The 17,648-nt window shown below is 63.3% G+C and carries 8 protein-coding genes, 1 tRNA gene and 1 pseudogene; all 10 read left to right on the top strand.

Features of this window, described 5'->3' with window-relative positions; all coding sequences use genetic code 11:
* Window positions 1-115 precede the first annotated feature (115 nt).
* Window positions 116-2,014 (top strand): M61 family metallopeptidase, encoded by a 1,899-nt coding sequence (locus PY254_RS03790; protein ID WP_281014146.1) that lies wholly within the window; start codon window positions 116-118, stop codon window positions 2,012-2,014.
* 152 nt (window positions 2,015-2,166) lie between these two features.
* Window positions 2,167-2,243 (top strand) — tRNA-Arg (locus PY254_RS03795).
* Between the two features lie 357 nt (window positions 2,244-2,600).
* Window positions 2,601-3,044: a hypothetical protein gene (locus PY254_RS03800; protein WP_281014147.1), complete on the top strand. Its 444-nt coding sequence runs from the start codon at window positions 2,601-2,603 to the stop codon at window positions 3,042-3,044.
* Window positions 3,037-4,356 carry a PQQ-dependent sugar dehydrogenase gene (locus tag PY254_RS03805; protein WP_281014148.1) on the top strand — a complete coding sequence of 440 codons (1,320 nt, stop codon included), beginning with the start codon at window positions 3,037-3,039 and terminating at the stop codon, window positions 4,354-4,356. Before PY254_RS03800 ends, PY254_RS03805 begins: the two co-directional genes overlap by 8 nt.
* 42 nt (window positions 4,357-4,398) lie before the next feature.
* The gene (locus PY254_RS03810; RefSeq protein ID WP_281014149.1) at window positions 4,399-6,519 is read left to right on the top strand and encodes a TonB-dependent receptor family protein; all 2,121 of its coding nucleotides are present in this window, start codon (window positions 4,399-4,401) and stop codon (window positions 6,517-6,519) included.
* A gap of 33 nt (window positions 6,520-6,552) precedes the next feature.
* A pseudogene (locus PY254_RS03815) lies at window positions 6,553-6,699 on the top strand (IS30 family transposase); the annotation flags it as partial.
* Window positions 6,700-6,767: 68 nt separating this feature from the next.
* Window positions 6,768-7,850, top strand: coding sequence for a hypothetical protein (locus PY254_RS03820; protein WP_281014150.1), 1,083 nt, complete (start codon window positions 6,768-6,770; stop codon window positions 7,848-7,850).
* Window positions 7,851-8,355: 505 nt separating this feature from the next.
* Window positions 8,356-12,108, top strand: a complete 3,753-nt coding sequence (recC, locus tag PY254_RS03825; protein ID WP_281014151.1) for an exodeoxyribonuclease V subunit gamma — start codon at window positions 8,356-8,358, stop codon at window positions 12,106-12,108.
* Window positions 12,105-15,764, top strand: a complete 3,660-nt coding sequence (locus tag PY254_RS03830) for a UvrD-helicase domain-containing protein (protein WP_281014152.1) — start codon at window positions 12,105-12,107, stop codon at window positions 15,762-15,764. The genes recC and PY254_RS03830 overlap by 4 nt, the downstream gene beginning before the upstream one ends.
* Window positions 15,761-17,629 carry an exodeoxyribonuclease V subunit alpha gene (gene recD / locus PY254_RS03835; protein ID WP_281014153.1) on the top strand — a complete coding sequence of 623 codons (1,869 nt, stop codon included), beginning with the start codon at window positions 15,761-15,763 and terminating at the stop codon, window positions 17,627-17,629. Before PY254_RS03830 ends, recD begins: the two co-directional genes overlap by 4 nt.
* The last annotated feature ends 19 nt before the right edge of the window (window positions 17,630-17,648 follow it).

A 17,648-nucleotide genomic window follows, 5' to 3' on the forward strand; every position in this document is an offset into this window, starting at 1 on the left:
CGACATCGCATGGCCTGAATTCCCGGGCCCCGTCTGGCCCGAGCCGTGCCATGTGGCGATGTTTGCCGGGTGCGCCAGCGTTCGCCAGGCTCTTCCCTTTTACCCGGAGAACGTATTGAAAGCTTCACGTCTTGCCTCAGCTCTTGCCGCCGCCAGCCTTGGCCTGGTCAGCCTCACCGCGCTTGCCGATGTCCCTGCGCCGCAGGATGTGCCGTATCAGGGCACCTTGAAGGTCAGTGTGGATGCTACCGACCTTGCCCACCGCATCTTCCGCGTGCACGAGGTGATTCCGGCCCAGCCCGGCGCGCTGACCCTGCTGTATCCGCAGTGGTTGCCCGGCAACCATTCGCCCAGTGGCCCGATCGACAAGCTGGCCGGCCTGGTGGTGACGGCCAATGGCAAGACCCTGACCTGGAAGCGCGACACGCTGAATGTCTATGCCTTCCACGTCGATGTGCCCGACGGTGCCAGCAGCGTCGAAGTGTCGTTCCAGTTCCTGTCGCCGCAGAACATGCGCCAGGGCCGCGTGGTGATGACGCCGGAAATGCTGAACCTGCAGTGGAATGCCAACACGCTGTATCCGGCGGGTTATTTCTCCAAGCGCATCATGGCCGAAACCAGCGTGACCTTCCCCGCGGGTTGGCAGTTCGGCACCGCGCTGGAAGTGGCTTCGCGCGATGGCGATACGGTGCACTTCAAGCCGATTGCGTACAACGATCTGGTCGACTCGCCGATCTACGCCGGCAAATATTTCAAGCGCATTGACCTGGACCCGGGCGCCAAGACACCGGTGCATCTGAATATCGTGGCGGATGCGGCGAAGTATCTGGAAATCACCCCCGAACAGATCAAGGTGCACCAGAACCTGGTGCAGCAGATGTACAAGATGTACGGCGCGCACCACTACAACCACTACGATTTCCTGCTCTCGCTCAGCGACAAGATGAGCGGCAACGGGTTGGAGCATCACCGTTCCAGCGAGAACGGCGTCGGCACTGGCTATTTCACCGAGTGGAAAAAGAACGCACTGCGCCGCGATCTGCTGGCGCACGAATTCAACCACTCGTGGGACGGCAAATACCGCCGCGGCGCCGACCTCACCACGCCGAACTTCAACGTGCCGATGCAGGATTCGCTGCTGTGGGTATACGAAGGCCAGACCCAGTTCTGGGGCTATGTGATGGCCGCCCGTTCGGGTCTGTGGAAGGAAGATCAGGCGCGCGACATGCTGGCTTACGTGGCCGCCACCTACGACAAGGGCCGTCCGGGCCTGGCCAGCTGGCGCAACGTGCAGGACACCACCAACGACCCGATCATCGCCCAGCGCGCCCCGCTGCCGTATCGCAACTACCAGAGCAGCGAGGACTATTACTCCGCCGGCCAGATGATCTGGCTCGACGTCGACGCCAAGCTGCGTGATCTGAGCAAGGGCAAGCATTCGATTGATGATTTCGGCAAGGCGTTTTTCGGCATGGATAGCGGCCAGTGGGCCGTCAACACCTACACCTTCGAAGACGTGGTGAAGACGCTCAACACCCTCCAGCCGTTCGACTGGAGCAGCTTCCTGCGCACGCGACTGGACGGTCACGGCTCGCTGATCGGCGGCATCGAAGGCCACGGCTGGAAGCTGGAGTACACCGACAAGCCGTCCGATGCGGCCAAGGCCATGGAAGCGATGCGCCATTCCGCCGACCTCACCTATTCGCTGGGCTTGTCGGTAGGCAAGGACGGCAGCATCGGTGACGTGCTGTGGGACGGCCCCGCCTTCAAGGCCGGCATCGCGCCGAGCATGACCGTGGTGGCAGTCAACGGTCGTGACTACGATGCCGATGCATTGAAAGACGCCGTCACCGCCTCGGCCACCGACAAGAGCCTGCCGATCGAACTGCTGGTGAAGAACTTTGACCAGTACCAGACCATCCGCCTCGATTACCACGACGGCCTGAAGTACCCGCACCTGGTGCGCGACACCAGCAAGCCGGACACTTTGAGCACCCTGCTCAAGGCGCGTTGATGCTACGGATACCTGCCGCCTCGGGCGGCAGGTATCCGTTCTGTTGCCAAACGCCGGGAGCGCTGCTGCAGGGCTTGCCGCTGCGATGCCCGCCTGCGGCAACTCGGCTATACTGCGCTCCCCGCGGTGCACCGCCCCGCGCGGCCGTACATGCGCCTGTAGCTCAGCTGGATAGAGTACTGCCCTCCGAAGGCAGGGGTCGTGGGTTCGAATCCCGCCAGGCGCACCACTTTCGCGACGTTCCCGTGCCAGACCCGGAGTGCCTCGGTCTCGCTTCGCCAACTCACTGAACAACCTCTCGCTTGGGATGGGTGCGTGGGCTCTCAGCAGCCTGATGTGCAGGCATTGCTTACCTCAGAGGCCCCGATCCGTGCTGGTTGCAGGCTTCTTTTCTGATGACACCGCACCCGTATCCGAGGCTTGACGTGGCTGTGATCAGTTACGCGGCAGCCGTATGTCGTAACACACGCTAGACATTGAATAGACGATCGTGCACGCCATGCCCAGGCAGTAAATCCTTGCCGGACACGCGACCGAGCTAGCCACCGGCGCTCATTCATTCGCACTCCTGTGGAGACAGACGTCCATGCCTACGTTCGATGCACCCCACCGCTCCCGTGTGGCTGACGCCATCTATGGCCTGCTCAATCCGATCCCGTTCGGCTTCTTCGTCGCCGGATTGATCTTCGATATCACCTACGCCAACTCGGCAGTGGTGCTGTGGGGCAAGGGCGCCGATTGGCTGATCACCCTTGGCCTGCTGTTCGCGGTGATTCCGCGGCTGATCAATCTGGTGCAGGTGTGGATCACCTCGCGGCGTTTTGCGACGGGTGCCGACCGGCTCGATTTCTGGCTCAACCTGGCGGCCATCATCGCGGCGATCTTCAACGCCATGGTGCATACGCGCGATGCCTACGAGGTCGTGCCGACCAGTGTCTGGCTGTCGTTGTGCACGGTGATTCTGCTGGCGATCGCGAACATCCTGATGGCTGTGCGACCCACCGTCACCCGGAGTTATGCCCATGACTAAGTTCATTGCCCATGGCGCGCTGGCGCTGGCCTTGCTGGCTGGTCTGAGTGGCTGCAATCAAAAGGCATCGCTGACCCCCGCGCAACAGGCCGGCGACAATCCGACGCTGCCGCCGCCCCAGCGCTTTCTGAAGCCGCCGATGCAGGTGCCGGAAAAGGCTGACTGGAAAGACGGCCAGACGCCCAAGGTGGCGGCCGGCATGCAGATCGAACGGATCGCCAGCGGCCTCAAGCACCCGCGCCAACTCTATGTGCTGCCCACTGACGACGTGCTGGTGGTCGAAGCCAATAGCCCCGACACCGAGCCGGTTACTACGCCCAAGGGGCTCATCGCCGGTCTCGTCATGGGACGTTCGGGCAAGAGCGCCGCGGGCGGCAATCGCATCACCTTGCTGCGCAGAAAGGCTGGCGTCAGTGGCGAGTGGGAGAAGCATGTTTTTATCCAGAACCTGAACTCACCGTTCGGCGTGCAGTTGATCGGTGATTCGCTTTACGTTGCCGATACTGACCGCGTGCTCAAGTTTCCCTATGTGACCGGGGAGACGCAGATCACTGCAGCCGGCACCGAGTTCGCGGATCTGCCCGGCACCATCAATCACCACTGGACCAAGGCACTGCTGGCCAGTCCGGACGGCGGCAAGCTGTATGTTGGCGTGGGCTCGAACAGCAACATCACAGAGAACGGTATGGCCGTCGAATACCGCCGGGCGGATGTGCTTGAGGTGGATGTGGCTACCGGTGGCAGTCGCATCTACGCTTCCGGTCTGCGCAATCCCACCGGACTGCAGTGGGAGCCGACCACTGGCAAACTGTGGGTGGTGGTGAACGAGCGCGACGAGATCGGCCCTGATCTGGTACCGGATTATCTGACCTCGGTGCAACCCGGTGGCTTTTATGGCTGGCCCTACAGCTATTACGGCCAGCACGTGGACGATCGCGTGATGCCGCAGCGACCGGATCTGGTGAAGCTTGCGATCAAACCGGACTATGCGCTGGGCTCACACGTCGCGCCGCTGGGCTTGTTGATCAGCAGCGACAACGCGCTGCCCGCGAAGTATCACAACGGTGCGTTCGTCAGCGAACACGGCAGCTGGGATCGCTCGCCGCTGAGCGGCTATCAGGTGGTCTTTGTCGCGTTTCAGCAGGGCAAGCCGGTCGGTGTACCCGAGCCGGTGGTCACCGGATTCCACTCGGATGACGAGAAGCATCTGTATGGCGCGCCGGTCGGCCTGGTGCAGGACAAGGAAGGTGCGCTGATCATCGCGGATGATGTGGGCAACTCGGTCTGGCGCGTGACGTCCGCAGCGCATTGAGGCTAACGCTGCATGATGCTGCGACTCGGCCGGTCCATCGCCATGAGTGAAAGACGCATGGACTGTCGCTGCGTGGCGCGCTTGTGCGTGTTGTCGCTGGCAGCCGCATCGTTACCTGTCTGGTCGCAGGCATCCGTTCCGCCGACCCCCGTGATCCGTGCCGACGACCTTCCCGGTATCGTGGTGACGGCAACGCGTTCCGAGCAGCAGCCGTTCGATTTACCGGTTTCGATCATCGCGGTGAACCTGCAGGACATTCGTGCGGATACGGCCTCGATCAACCCTTCCGAGTCCTTGCGCGAAGTGCCGGGCGTGCTGGCCCGCGACCGCCAGAATGCGGCTCAGGACGAGCAGATCTCGATACGCGGTTTCGGCGCACGCACCACCTTTGGCGTGCGTGGCGTGCGGCTGTATGTCGATGGCATCCCCGCCACCATGCCCGACGGTCAGGGGCAGTTGTCGAACTTCAGCCTTGGCGCAGCCGATCGAATCGAAGTGTTGCGTGGGCCGTTCTCGGCGTTGTACGGCAATTCGTCCGGCGGGGTCATCCAGTTGTTCACCGCCGACGGTACCGATCCGTCCGAATGGCGTGTGATGTTTGGCGCAGGGCGCTACGGTGGTCAACGTGTCGAACTGGGTACGCGCGGCATCGCCGGTGGCCTCGACTACAACCTCGACGTGTCGCGCCTGAGCGGCGAGGGCTTTCGGCGACACAGTGACGCCGAACGTGAGAACGGCAACCTCAGGCTGCGGTTCACCCTCGCCGAGGGTGATCGGATCACGCTGGTGGCCAACAGCGTTCTGCTGCCGCACGCGCAGGATCCGAAGGGGCTGACGCGCCAGGAATACCAGAGCGACCCACGCCAGGCCGCGCCTTCGGCGCTGCTCTACAACACCCGCAAGCGCGTGCGGCAAAACCAGGCAGGCCTGATCCTGGAACACGACGACGGCCACGCCGGGCAGTGGCGCGCACTTGTCTACTATGGCGAGCGCGCGGTGCAACAGGTGCTGTCAGTACCTCCATCCGCACAGATCAGTCCGCTCAGCGCCGGCGGCGTGGTGGATCTGGCAGGTGGCTATGGCGGCACGGACGTGCGCCGGCGTTGGGATGGTCAGCTCGCCGGGCGCCCGTTCGAACTGGTCGTCGGCAGCAGTTGGGACCGCCAGAACCAGCAGCGTCGGGGCTACGAGAATTTTGTCGGCGGCACGCTCGGCGTGACGGGAGCGTTGCGTCGGAACGAACGCGACGTGGTGTGGGACTTCGATCAGTACGCTCAGGCAAGCTGGCGCCTGTCGCCACGCTGGTCGCTCAGCGGCGGGTTGCGCCATAGCGCCGTGCATTTTGGTGTGGACGATTACTACGTCACAGCGGGTAATCCCGATGACAGCGGACGGCGGTCTTACGCCGCGACCACGCCGGTCGCCGGCGTGCTGTTCCGCGCAGCACCCGATTGGCATTTGTACGCCTCGTGGGGACAGGGTTTCGAAACGCCCACCTTCAACGAACTCGGTTATCGCAGTGATCGCAGTAGCGGACTGAATCTTGGCCTGCAAGCAGCGCGTTCGACGAACTTCGAACTCGGCTCGAAATGGCGTTGGGCCAGCGACAACCGCGTCGAACTGGCGTGGTTTCAGGCGCAGACGCGCAACGAACTGGCGGTGGACAGCAACATGGATGGTCGTACCACCTACCGCAATCGCGGCAGTGCACGTCGACGTGGCATCGAAGCCGAACTGGCACTGTCGCTGGCGCCACGTTGGCAGGCGCAGCTTGCGTACACCTGGCTCGACGCACGCTTCGCGCAACCCGTCTCAGGAACCACCGGCACACGCCTTGCCGGTGTGCCACGCTCGGCGCTCGATGCGAGTCTGCGTTGGGGCGGCAGTCGCGGATGGCATGCGCAGTTGCAACTTTCCGCCATCAGCGCCGTCATTGCCAACGACGCGAACACCGCACGCGCACCCGGCTACGCGCTGGTCGATGCCAGCATGGGCTATATCATGACAGCGGCGCACCTGCAGATCGCGCCGTTCGTGCGCCTGGACAATCTGCTCGATCGGCGCTACATCGGCTCGGTCATTGTCAACGAGTCCACGGGACGTTTTTTCGAACCGGGGCCTGGCCGCACGATCTATGTTGGTTGTCGGCTGACTTTTCGATGATTGCGCAGTCCGGCTGCATCGTTCATCGTGTACTGGCAGCGCGGCAGCAGCGAAAACATCAACGGTTTGATTCGGCATTACCTGCCAAAGGGCTGTAATCTGCGCGCCCACTCCGACGCCGAGATTCAAGCCATAGAAGACAAGCCCAACCAACGATCTCGAAAACGCTGGAGCTTTCGTGCACGACGGCAAGTTTTCGATGCGCCCTTCAAGCGTATTGCACTCCGTAGTTGTAGTCACCGGACTACATGTTTGAACTTCGAAAACACCTAGTCTTCGGTAGTGAAGACCTTGGACAATTCAGCCTGCGCGGCCGATCAGCAGCATCTGGCCTGCTCCGCGTTGGGAGATGCCATGAAGAAATCGGAATGTGCCGGCTGATGGCGACGAACCGGCGAAACTGGGGCGGGTGGCTGCTGGCAATGTTGGCAGCGCTGTTGGCGGTGACTTACCTGTGGCGCCATTTGGAGCGTAGTAGGGAGCCTGCAAGCTCGGTTGCTCAGGTAGCAGCCAGCCATGCCAGTGCCAAGCATGGTCAATTGACATCGCTCGCACCGGCGGTTGTTTCTCGCTCCACGATCTCAGTGGATGGCATGGCCGCCGTTCCTAGTCGGTTTCAATTGGCGAACGTCGGTCGGGTGAGGACCGCGCCCAGCTTCCAGGAGTGGCTGGCTCAGTTCCCGTCGGATCAGCAGGCCAGGATTGCCGCCTTCAACAAGGCCCATTTCGGCGTCTATCGAGTCAACTCCCGTGAGCAAGTAGCGTGGATGGCGGAGAACGGCTATCCCATGCCCGAGGACATCATGGCTGCCGATAGACTGGCTGACCGGGACCTGCTCCAACTGGCGAATCAAGGCAATGACAAGGCAGCGTTTCTGCTGGCACAGCGACAAAACAAGGCACTGGTGGACTTTCTTGCGGACGGCGGCACAAGGAGTGCCTATTTTGACGGAGCGGAGGGTCGCAACAGACTCAATGAACAAATGACGATCGACCAGCTGGTAGAGCAATCAAACAGCCCCTACAAGGGTTACCTCCAGGCAAGCGAGGCTATCAGCGGTTTATATGCGGGCGAACGCGATGCCCAGGATGTCATTGATGCACACGTCATTGCAGGATTGATCTGGGCGCAGCAACTCGGTGATTTACGGGCAGGCAATTTCGTGGCGGACTATGCCATTGGAAACCCGCAGCGCATGACTATTTTGGGTACGGCCTCCATTGTTTCTCTCAATAATTTCGCGGACATGACCTATATGCAACATCACGGCGGACAACGCGCTGGTGCAGCAAGCAGAGGCATTCCGGGGGGCGACGCTCCAGTGAAATGAAAGAAAAGGAGATGTACAACTTCCTTCCCTTTCTTTCAGCCGAACAGAGTCATTATTTCGCAGTCGGATTGAGAGCTTCCACGAGTGCTTCAACGGACGCGCCGAGTAGCCGAACGGTGCTGCCTTCGGGTCGGCTGGCGGACAAGTTTGCCGTCGGAGAGGTTTCTCAGAGCGGCTGCCGGAAAGTTTCCGCCAGGCCTTCTGGCGTCGTGTCGAGAGCTGCCGCCTGAGGATCGCGTGAGCCTCGCTCCGCGATGGCATTCTTGGTTACTGCATCGAGTGGATGAGAGCCTCTCACGATTGTTGCAACGTGAGATTGCTTCCTTCTCACTGGCGCGAGGTCTGTGCGAACACGTGCGGCGATATCTTGCACATCACATCTATTTCTATCCGGCCAGCAGATCGACGAAGCGCTGCTGGAAACGCGGATCAAAATCAGAGGCTGCCCAATACGTTTCGTTGCCTGTTCGTGGCAACGCCGTGGTGGCTGCCGTTCCTTGATGGCATGTCTTGGCGCGAACGTGGTCGTCGCCAATCATTGCAATCCGCCCTGCTGCTGGTGAAGATCACGCAGATGGACAGGAGTACGGCAGTGACGGCAGCAGGCACAGACGGCGAAATTCGCGAGGTAGAGGGTGAACAGCAAACCACCGGCCTGTTGATCTATCGCGCCAGCCGGCTGGAGAAGCTGCTCGATCCGCTGGTGCAGTTGCTGGCGGTGACCCAGCCGGACAACGTGCTGGCGCCGCAAACCGTCATCGCCGCGCATCCGGGCATGAAGCAGTGGCTGAATGGTGCACTGGCCCGCAAGTACGGAGCTGGCGGGATTGCGGCGAATCTGGATATCTTGCTGCCCAGTCCGTGGATTGATCGGTTGGCCCGGCAGCAATTGCAGCAGGCGGCGGTTTCGCTGCCACGCTACCAGCGGCAGCACCTGCGCTGGAGCATCCATGAAGTGCTTGGTGGTGATGTTGTGGCACTCGGCATTACCGATGCGCGCATCGCCAGTTATTTGCAGACGGATGGCACGAACCCTTCAGGGGTGGCCGATCAGGCGCGCCGACGCTTCCAGTTGGCGGACCGGCTGGCGCGAATTTATTCGCAATACCTGGTGTATCGCCCGGACTGGTTGCGCGGCTGGGAGCAGGGTCGTTTCAATGTAGTGACCGGCAATGCGGCCGAACCTGTGCTGGCTTCCACCGAGCAGCGCTTGCTGGCGCCGCTGTGGCAACACCTGCATGAAAAACTCGGCGCACATCGCGGTGACGTGGTGGGTGATCTGATCGATCATCTCGGCCGCACCAGCGCTGCGGGTGAGGTGCTTCATGTGTTTGGTGTCAGCCATCTCGCACCGTCCGAGCTCGCGGTGTTGCGCGCGGTGGCGCGGCATCGTCTGGTCGCCTTGTATGTGCCCGATCCCTGCCGCGAATATTGGGGTGGACTCGGTCGCACGCTGCCGGCCTTGCGCCAGCAAAGTGCCGACGAACAGGCGCGGCTGGATGCGGCGCAGGGCAATGACTACTGGGCCGACCAGGCGCATCCGCTGCTGGCCAGCTGGGGCCGCATGGGCCAGCACTTCATCATGGAGCTGGCGGCGGGCGAGGGCGATGTGTTGTCCGATGTGCGCCATCGCGAGGATGAGCAATCGCTGCATGGCATGAATCGCCTGCAGCGCGTGCAGCAAGGTATCCGTGCGCTTGATCCGTCGCTGATGGATGTGCAGCTGGCAACACCGGTTGATCCCGCCGCGCGGGCCGATGCGTCGCTACGTGTACATAGCTGCCACACGCCAATGCGCGAGCTGGAAATTCTGCGTGATCAATTGCTCGATGCGCTGGCTACCGCCGATGCCGAAGGCAAGCCGATTCGCCCCGCCGATATCGTGGTGATGGCGCCGGACATTCAGCGCTACGTGCCATTGATTCCTGCGGTGTTCGGCGTGGCTGGCCATGCGGGCGGCTTGCTGCCGTACCAGTTGGCCGACGTGGCGGTGTCGCGCAGTCATTCGCTGTTCGGTGCGTTCCGGCAATTGCTGGATCTGCCCGGCACGCGAGTGACCGCACCGGAAGTGGTCGACCTGCTGGCGGTGCCGGAAGTATCGCGGCGACTCAATCTGGATGCCGCGGGCGTGACTGAGCTGGCCGAATGGCTGAAGTCCAGTCGCGTGGCATGGGCGCTCGACCCTGCCTTCCGAGCGCGCTTCGGCGTGCCGCCGATTGCCGAGCATACGTTCGGTTGGGCGATGGACCGCATGCTCGCCGGTTACTTGATGGCCGATGCCGCGGAAGCGGAGCGACAGCCGTCGGTGCGCCTGCCCGACGGCACCGAACTGGCGCCACTCACCGGCATCCACGGTCCGGCGGCGGGCTATCTCGGCGCGCTCGATCATCTGCTGCAGGAAATCCAGACGCTGTGTGATCTGGCCAATGAATCACGCCAGGCCAGCGATTGGGCGGTGGAACTGGAGCGCCGTTTCGAGGCGCTGTTCCGTATCGACCTGATGGATCGTGCCGCGCGTGATGCGAAGGCGATGGTGCTTGGCTTCATTCGCACGCTGGCCAGCGAACCGAAAGCGGCCGGTGAAGATCCGCTGCTGCACTTCAGCGTGGTGCGTGATCTGCTGGTCGAGCGCCTGTCCGGCGTGCCCGAACATCAGCGTTTCCTGATGGGCGGTGTTACTTTCTGCGGCATGGTTCCGCAACGGGCGATTCCGTTCAAGGTGGTGGCCGTGCTCGGCCTCAACGATGGCGACTTCCCGCGTTCGGGCAGCGATGCCGGGCTGGATCTGATGGCGCGTTACCGCCGCATGGGTGATCGCGACGTGCGCAGCGATGATCGTTACCTGTTCCTGGAAACCTTGATGTCGGCGCGCGAGCGCCTGCACCTGAGCTACATCGGCGAAGGGGTGAAGGACGGCAAGCTGCGCAATCCCGCGCCGCCACTGGCCGAGCTGCTGGCCGTGCTGGACGCGGCCGCTGGCCTGCGCCCCGAGGACACCTCGGCAGATCGCCCGTGGCTGCTGCGCCATCCGCTGCAACCGTTCGATAGTCGCTATTTCGACGCGGCTGATGCGCGGCTGTTTTCGTACAACGCGCTGTTCGCCGGCATGCACGGTCGTGGTGACCAGCCCGACGTCGCGCCGTTTCTGGATCATCGTGACATCCAGCCCATCGAGATCGGCCCGACGATCGCCCTGCGCGAACTGCACGCCTACTACCGCGATCCGGCCAAACAACTGCTCGAACATCGTATGCAGGTCAGCCTGGACGCACTCGAGGACGATCGCCTGCCGCAGGATGAACCGATCGAGGCGAGATTCTCCGCGCTCGATACCGTGGCGAAAAAGCTGTTCTTCAACGATGCATTGCCAGGGTGGCCACTCACTGATTGGCCACCATCGCGCGCGCCAGATTGGCTGCGCCTCGGCGGCATCATGCCGCCGGGCCGGGCGGGCGAGCTGGCGTGGCAGCAGGAAAGCAGCGTGGTAGGCCTGCTGCTGAAGGAGCTTGCCAAGCTGACCGGTTTCGAACATGGCGCGCCGCGCGGAGCGAGTTGCGAGATCGATGTGGCGATCGATGGCCGAAGCGTGACCGGCCAGGTGGCACATGTCTATCGCACGACGATCCATGGGCACGAACACTGGCAATTGCTGCGCGTGTTCGGCGGCAAGAACGGCAAGTTGAAGAAAGAGGCCGAGCTGGGTTTCAAGGAACGCGTGCCGATGTTCCTCGATTGGGCGCTGTTGCGCCTGCACAGCGCTCGATCCGGTGGGAGTCTGCCAGCAATACGGCTGTGTCCGCTGCTGGATGGTGACGAGCGTCCGTGGCAGCAAGGCATCCAGCGCTGGGACGAGGTGTTCGTGCAGGCCGACGACACGCAGCGAGCCACGCTGCTCGGCGAACTCGAACAGCGTCTGCAGCAATTGCTGCACTGGTGGATCGAGGCGCAAGCCACACCGCGCTGGTACTTCCCCAAATCCGCATGGGCGGCGATCAGCGAGCGCATCCATCCGAAGAAAAGTGCCAAGGCGGCTGACACGAATGCTGACGAAGAAGAAACGAAAGTCAGCGTCGGTTCCAGCTGGATCGCCGGTCACGGCGGCGTGGGCGAGCGCGATTACGCGCCGGGCTATAGCCACCTGTTGGCCGGCGACGTGGACTTTGCCGACGACAGCGAGGAATTGAAGTCGATGGCCGAATTCGCGATGGACTTGCATCGCTGCATCAGCTTCGAATCCTGTGCAGAGGCATCGGCATGAGTGCCGCAAAGGATCTGCCCGTCACGCCACCGCTCGACTGGCGCCGCCTCAACCTCGACGACGGCGGCCGCAGCTTGATCGAAGCCAGTGCCGGCACCGGCAAGACCTGGACGATTGCGGTGTTGTATCTGCGGCTGCTGCTGGAGCGGCAACTGTCGCCGCGCCAGATCGTGGTGACCACCTTCACCGACGCTGCTGCGCAGGAACTGCGCGAGCGCCTGCGAGGCAAGTTGCAGTGGGCGGTGTTGCGCGCCAGTGACGGAGCTGAAGACACGGTCGATGGCAGCGACGGCGAATGGCTGCTGGGGCGCTGGCAAGAGGATGGCGAGACGCGCGTGCGCGATCTGCAACGTCTGCGCCTGGCGCTGGCCGAGATGGACGTGGCGCCGATCAGTACGCTGCACAGCCTGTGCCGACGCATTCTTGCCGATCATCCGTTCGCCTGCGGCGTGGCCTTCATGCTGGGCGACATGGTAGCCAGTGAATCGTTGCTCGACGAAGTGGCCGGCGACTTGTGGCGACGTCTGCAGCAAGGTCATGCCACCGATGAACTGGTACTGCTGGCTGGGCAGGCGCGCGAGGAGCTTACGCTGCACAAGCTGGGCAAGCGGCTGCACACCTGTCTGGCACCCGGCGTGAGCATTGAGGCAAGGTCCGAGGCTGCGCTTGATGCGGTGCTGGAACCGGCATGGGCCGCGCGCTTGCGTGCCATCGTCACCAACGATGCGTTCTTCACGGCCAGTTGTTCGTTGCGCAACTACTGGAGCGAACTGGCCGACCTGATTGATGACCACAGTAAGGTTCCCGGCGCTCACGCGTACAAGGGGTTGCGGGCCGCGATGGAACTCAAGGGCATTGCGGCCAAGATGAAAGCCGACCCCGAGCTGATCGCGGCGGCCGCGTTTTCCGAGCGCTGCACCGAAATCTTCGACTACCTGCGCGAGCATCCACGCCGCCAGCTCTGGCGCAAGCTGACCGAACTGGCGCGCGCGGAAATGCAGGCGCGTCTTGCCGCGCGGCATCAGATGACGTTCGACAGTTTGATCGAGTCGGTCAGCAGCGCCTTGCTCGGTGAGTCGGCTTCCGCCGGGGATCGGCCGCTGGCCGAGGCCTTGTTCAAGGCATGGCCGGTGGCGTTGGTTGACGAATTCCAGGATACCGACGGCCAGCAGTACGGCATCCTCGACGCGATCTATCGCCAGCGCGACGGCAGTCAGCGCGGCCGGCTGGTGATGATCGGCGATCCGAAGCAGGCGATCTATCGCTTCCGCGGCGGCGACATCCACGCCTACCAGCGCGCCGCGGCGGCCGTCGATGCCGATGGTCGACTGACCCTGGCCACCAATCATCGCTCCAGTGCCGAACTGGTCGCAGCGTTCAATCAGTTCTACGCGGTGGGCGGCAAGTCGCTGGATGCCGATGACAGCAGTGGCATCGCCTACGAACCGGTGCGGGCCACCGATCGACGCGCGGGCAAGCCGTATTCCGTGGAAGGAAAAGCCTGCAGCGCACCGCTGGTGATTCACTACCTGCGCGATCCACCACCATCGCAGCCAGCGCGTCGCGCCGAAGCATTGCAGGTCTGCGCCAACCAGATCGCCGCGCTACTGCAGTCGCGTTCGCATCGCATTGGTGGCGAGTTGGTGCAGCCGTCAGACCTTGCTGTGTTGTTGCCCACGGGTGCGGACATCAGCCATCTGCGCGATGCCTTGCGCGAACGCGGCGTGCCTTGCGTGACCTCGTCGCGCAGCAGCGTGTTCGACACCGATATCGCGCGCGAGCTGCAGATCGTGCTGTATGCGATGGCATTTCATACCGACCTTGGTGCCTTGCGCGCGGCCGCCGCAACGCGCCTGTGGGGCGCGAGCTTCAGCGAGTTGCAGCGCTGGGGTGATGACGTGGCGCAATGGCAGCCGGTGGCGGAAACGTTCCGTGCGTGGAGTCAGCAGTGGAGCGAGCGCGGCATTCTGCATGTGGTCGGTCAACTGATCGATCGGCTGGCCGCGCGCTATCTGGAAACCATGGCTGGCGAGCGCGTGCTGACCGATCTGCGTCACCTCGGCGAGTTGTTGCAAACACAGAGCGAGCAGTTCCCCGGCACCGAAGAATTGCTGGCGTGGTTCGCCCAGTGCCGCGACGATGGTGCGGCGAGTGACAACGACGCCGCCGACGCGGCGCAGCTGCGCATTGAATCGGACAGCGCCCGCGTGCGCCTGATGACCTTGCATGCCAGCAAGGGCCTGGAATTTCCGATCGTGTTCCTGCCGTTGATGTGGAATCACGGCGAGCGTGCCAGCGATGGCATTCCGGTGGTCAACGATCCGCTCAGCGGGCAACGCACGGCGGAATTCTCCGCCGCGGCCAAGGCGCGCGAAGCGCAAGATCTGCAGGACGAACGCTTCCGCGTGTTGTATGTGGCACTGACGCGCGCGATCCATGCCTGCCACGTCTTCGCGCTGCCGCCGGATCGTGCGGCTAGTGGCCGCAGCGAGGCGCGTGTCAGTGGTACCAAACGCAGTGCGCTGGACGTGATGCTGGAGCGCATCGAACCGGTGCTGTTCTCGGAGGCGCTGCAGCAGGTGGCGCCAAACATCCACTGGATTACCGGTTGGCAACCCACGCCACAGCAGAACTTCACCGCGGATGCGGCGCCGGCGCTGGAGCGCCGCGCACGCAGTCTGCCGCCGCCACGTTCCGGTCCGCTGGAAGCCAAGCACAGCTTCACCACGCTCACTCATGGCGATCACCGCGACGCGGTCAATCCCGGCGCCTCCGCTGCTGACGAGGATGAAGCGGGCAATCTCGAATTGGCGGCAGAGGGCGAATGGGTGGAGGCCGTCGGCAGCATGCCGACGCAAGTGGTTTCCGTGTCGGCGGCTGAGCTGGAGCCGCACGCAGACTTGCTCACTTTGGCTGCCGTGCGCGGCACCGACTTTGGCAATGCCGTACACGCCATGTTCGAACATCGCGACGTTGGCCAGCCGATGTCGGCGCAGCGCGAGTTGATTGAAGACTGCCTGCGCGACGCCGGTGTGCGCCGCAAAGACATTGAGCAGTCCGATCTGGTGGATCTGCTGGTCAGCCGCATCCAGGCCGCGCTGGACGCACCGTTGGGCATCGCAGCGTCTCCGTCGCTATGCCTGGCCGACCTTGCTGCCGACGATCTGCGCGCCGAGATGGGCTTCTACTTTTCGCTGGAGCGCGTCTCGATGGCGCGTTTGCGCGCGGCTTGCGCAAACCACGGTGAACCCGACCTGGTGCCGGCCAGTCAGCGTCTGTTGAGTGGCCTGATGAACGGCAAGATCGATCTGATTTTTCAGCATGACGGGCGTTATCACGTGCTCGATTACAAGGGTAACTACCTCGGCGAAACGCTGGCCGACTATCAGGGCGAAGCATTGCGTGCGCAGATGGATGCCAGTCACTACCGCTTCCAGGCCTTGCTCTACACCGTGGCCGTCGATCGCTATCTGCGGCAGCGTCTGGGGGCGAGTTATGAGCGCGGTCGCCAGCTGGGTGAGTGCATCTATCTATTCATTCGCGCCGCCGGTCTTGCTGCCGATGCGGGCATTTGGCGGCACCGCTTTCCCGATGAGCTGCTGGATGCCGTCGGCGCAGTCTTTGCCGATGGCCTGACCACGATGGAGGCCGCATGAACGTGCCTGCCCGCAGTTATAACTTTCGTCGGCTGGTCGGCGAATCGTCGCCGCCCGAAGCGTGGCGCATGCTCGATGCCACGGTGGCGCGCTGGGTGCTCGCGCATGGCGGTTCACCCTTGCTGGCGCAGCTTGCCGGTTGGGCCAGTCATGCGGAAGGGCGCGGTGACAGTGCCTTGTTGTTGAGTGGCGACGGCGCGGGTCGCCACGGCATGCGTGCGTGGTCGACCGAAGAACTCGCCGCGCTGCAAGCCGAGCCGATGGTGGCGCGAGCCGGTGATGTTGACACGGGTGGCACGCCGTTCGTGCTCGACCCGCCGCACTTCTATCTGCGCCGCAACTATCTGCACGAAGCCGCCGTCGCCCGTCATGTGCGCGCGCGTCGCGCCACGCCGCTACCGGCAGCTGGCGCCGAACCCGCGGATATCGATGTGCTGTTTCAGGGCGACGACTCGGCACGAGTGCAGCCACAGCGGCAGGCCGTGGCGCAGGTGCTGGGCAAGCGCTTGTTCGTGCTTACCGGCGGCCCCGGCACCGGCAAGACCACCACCGTGCTGCGCATGTTGATGATGCTGATCAGGGAGCGCGCCACGCGCACGCAGGCGGCACCGACGATACGTATCAGCGCACCTACCGGCAAGGCCGCGCAGCGGCTGTCCGAATCACTGCGTGATGGTGCCGAGCGCATGCGAACTCAGCAAGGTCTGATGGATAGTGGCGAATGGCAGTCTCCATTGGACTGTGCGCTGGCTGCCGAGGCGAGCACCGTGCACCGTTTGCTGGGCAGTCGCGGGCGGCAGGGCGGCTTCACCCATCACGCCGACAATCCGATTGCGGCCGACATCGTGATTGTCGACGAAGCGTCGATGGTCGACCTGGCCATGTTGCGCAACCTGCTCGATGCGCTGCGCGAAGACACCGCGTTGATCCTCGTCGGCGATGCCGACCAGCTTACCTCGGTCGGTACCGGTTCGGTCTTGCTGGATCTGGTCGGTGCGATGGAAGCTGAGCATGCGCCAGATCTGGTGCGACTCATGCATAGCTTCCGTGCCGATCAGTCACTGGTGCCGATCAACCAAGCGATTCGCGCTGGTGACACGGCAGCGTTCGCGGCCGCGTGGCAGGCGGCAGGCACCAAGGCCGTTCGACGCGACGTGGCAACGGCGCGGGACCTGCGCGATGCGCTGGGCAAGTGGAGTACGGCGTTGGCGACGACGCTGCACGATGTTGGTGCATTGGACGTGGTGCGAAAGGATGATCAACCGGCTGTGTTGCGCGCACTGGACGCACTGCGCCGGCGCCAGTTGCTATGTGCGCTGCGCGACGGGGAGTTTGGCGCGGACGCAGCCAACGCGTTCATCGAACGAAAACTGAAAAACCGGGCGGACGTGGCGGCCGATGTCGACTGGTATCCCGGCCGTGCGGTGATGATTGCGCGCAACGACTACACCGTGGGGTTGTTCAACGGTGACGCCGGCCTGTGTCTGCGCGACGAACACGGCAACCTGGCGGTGTGGTTTGAAGTCACCGTGCAGGGCGGCACCGCCACGCGCGGTGAAACATTGGCGGAAGCCCCGGCGCAACATGCCAGTCGTCGCGCGATCAGCTTTGCGCCCGGGGGCCTCCCCGACCATCAGGGTGCGTTCGCGGTGACGATCCACAAGAGCCAAGGTTCAGAATACGATCACGTTGCCGTGCTGTTGCCGGCAGACCCGCAGAACCGGATTCTCTCGCGGCAGTTGCTGTACACCGCCATGTCGCGGGCGAAGCTCAGCGTCGAGCTGTGGGCAACGGATGAAGCCAGTGAGGCCGCGCTGGCCACGCCGGTGCGGCGGGCCAGCGGGCTGGCTGCACGCATCGCTTGATGCGTGCAGCCTTCGCGAA

The organism is Rhodanobacter sp. AS-Z3 (genome assembly GCF_029224025.1).
Lineage (GTDB): Bacteria > Pseudomonadota > Gammaproteobacteria > Xanthomonadales > Rhodanobacteraceae > Rhodanobacter.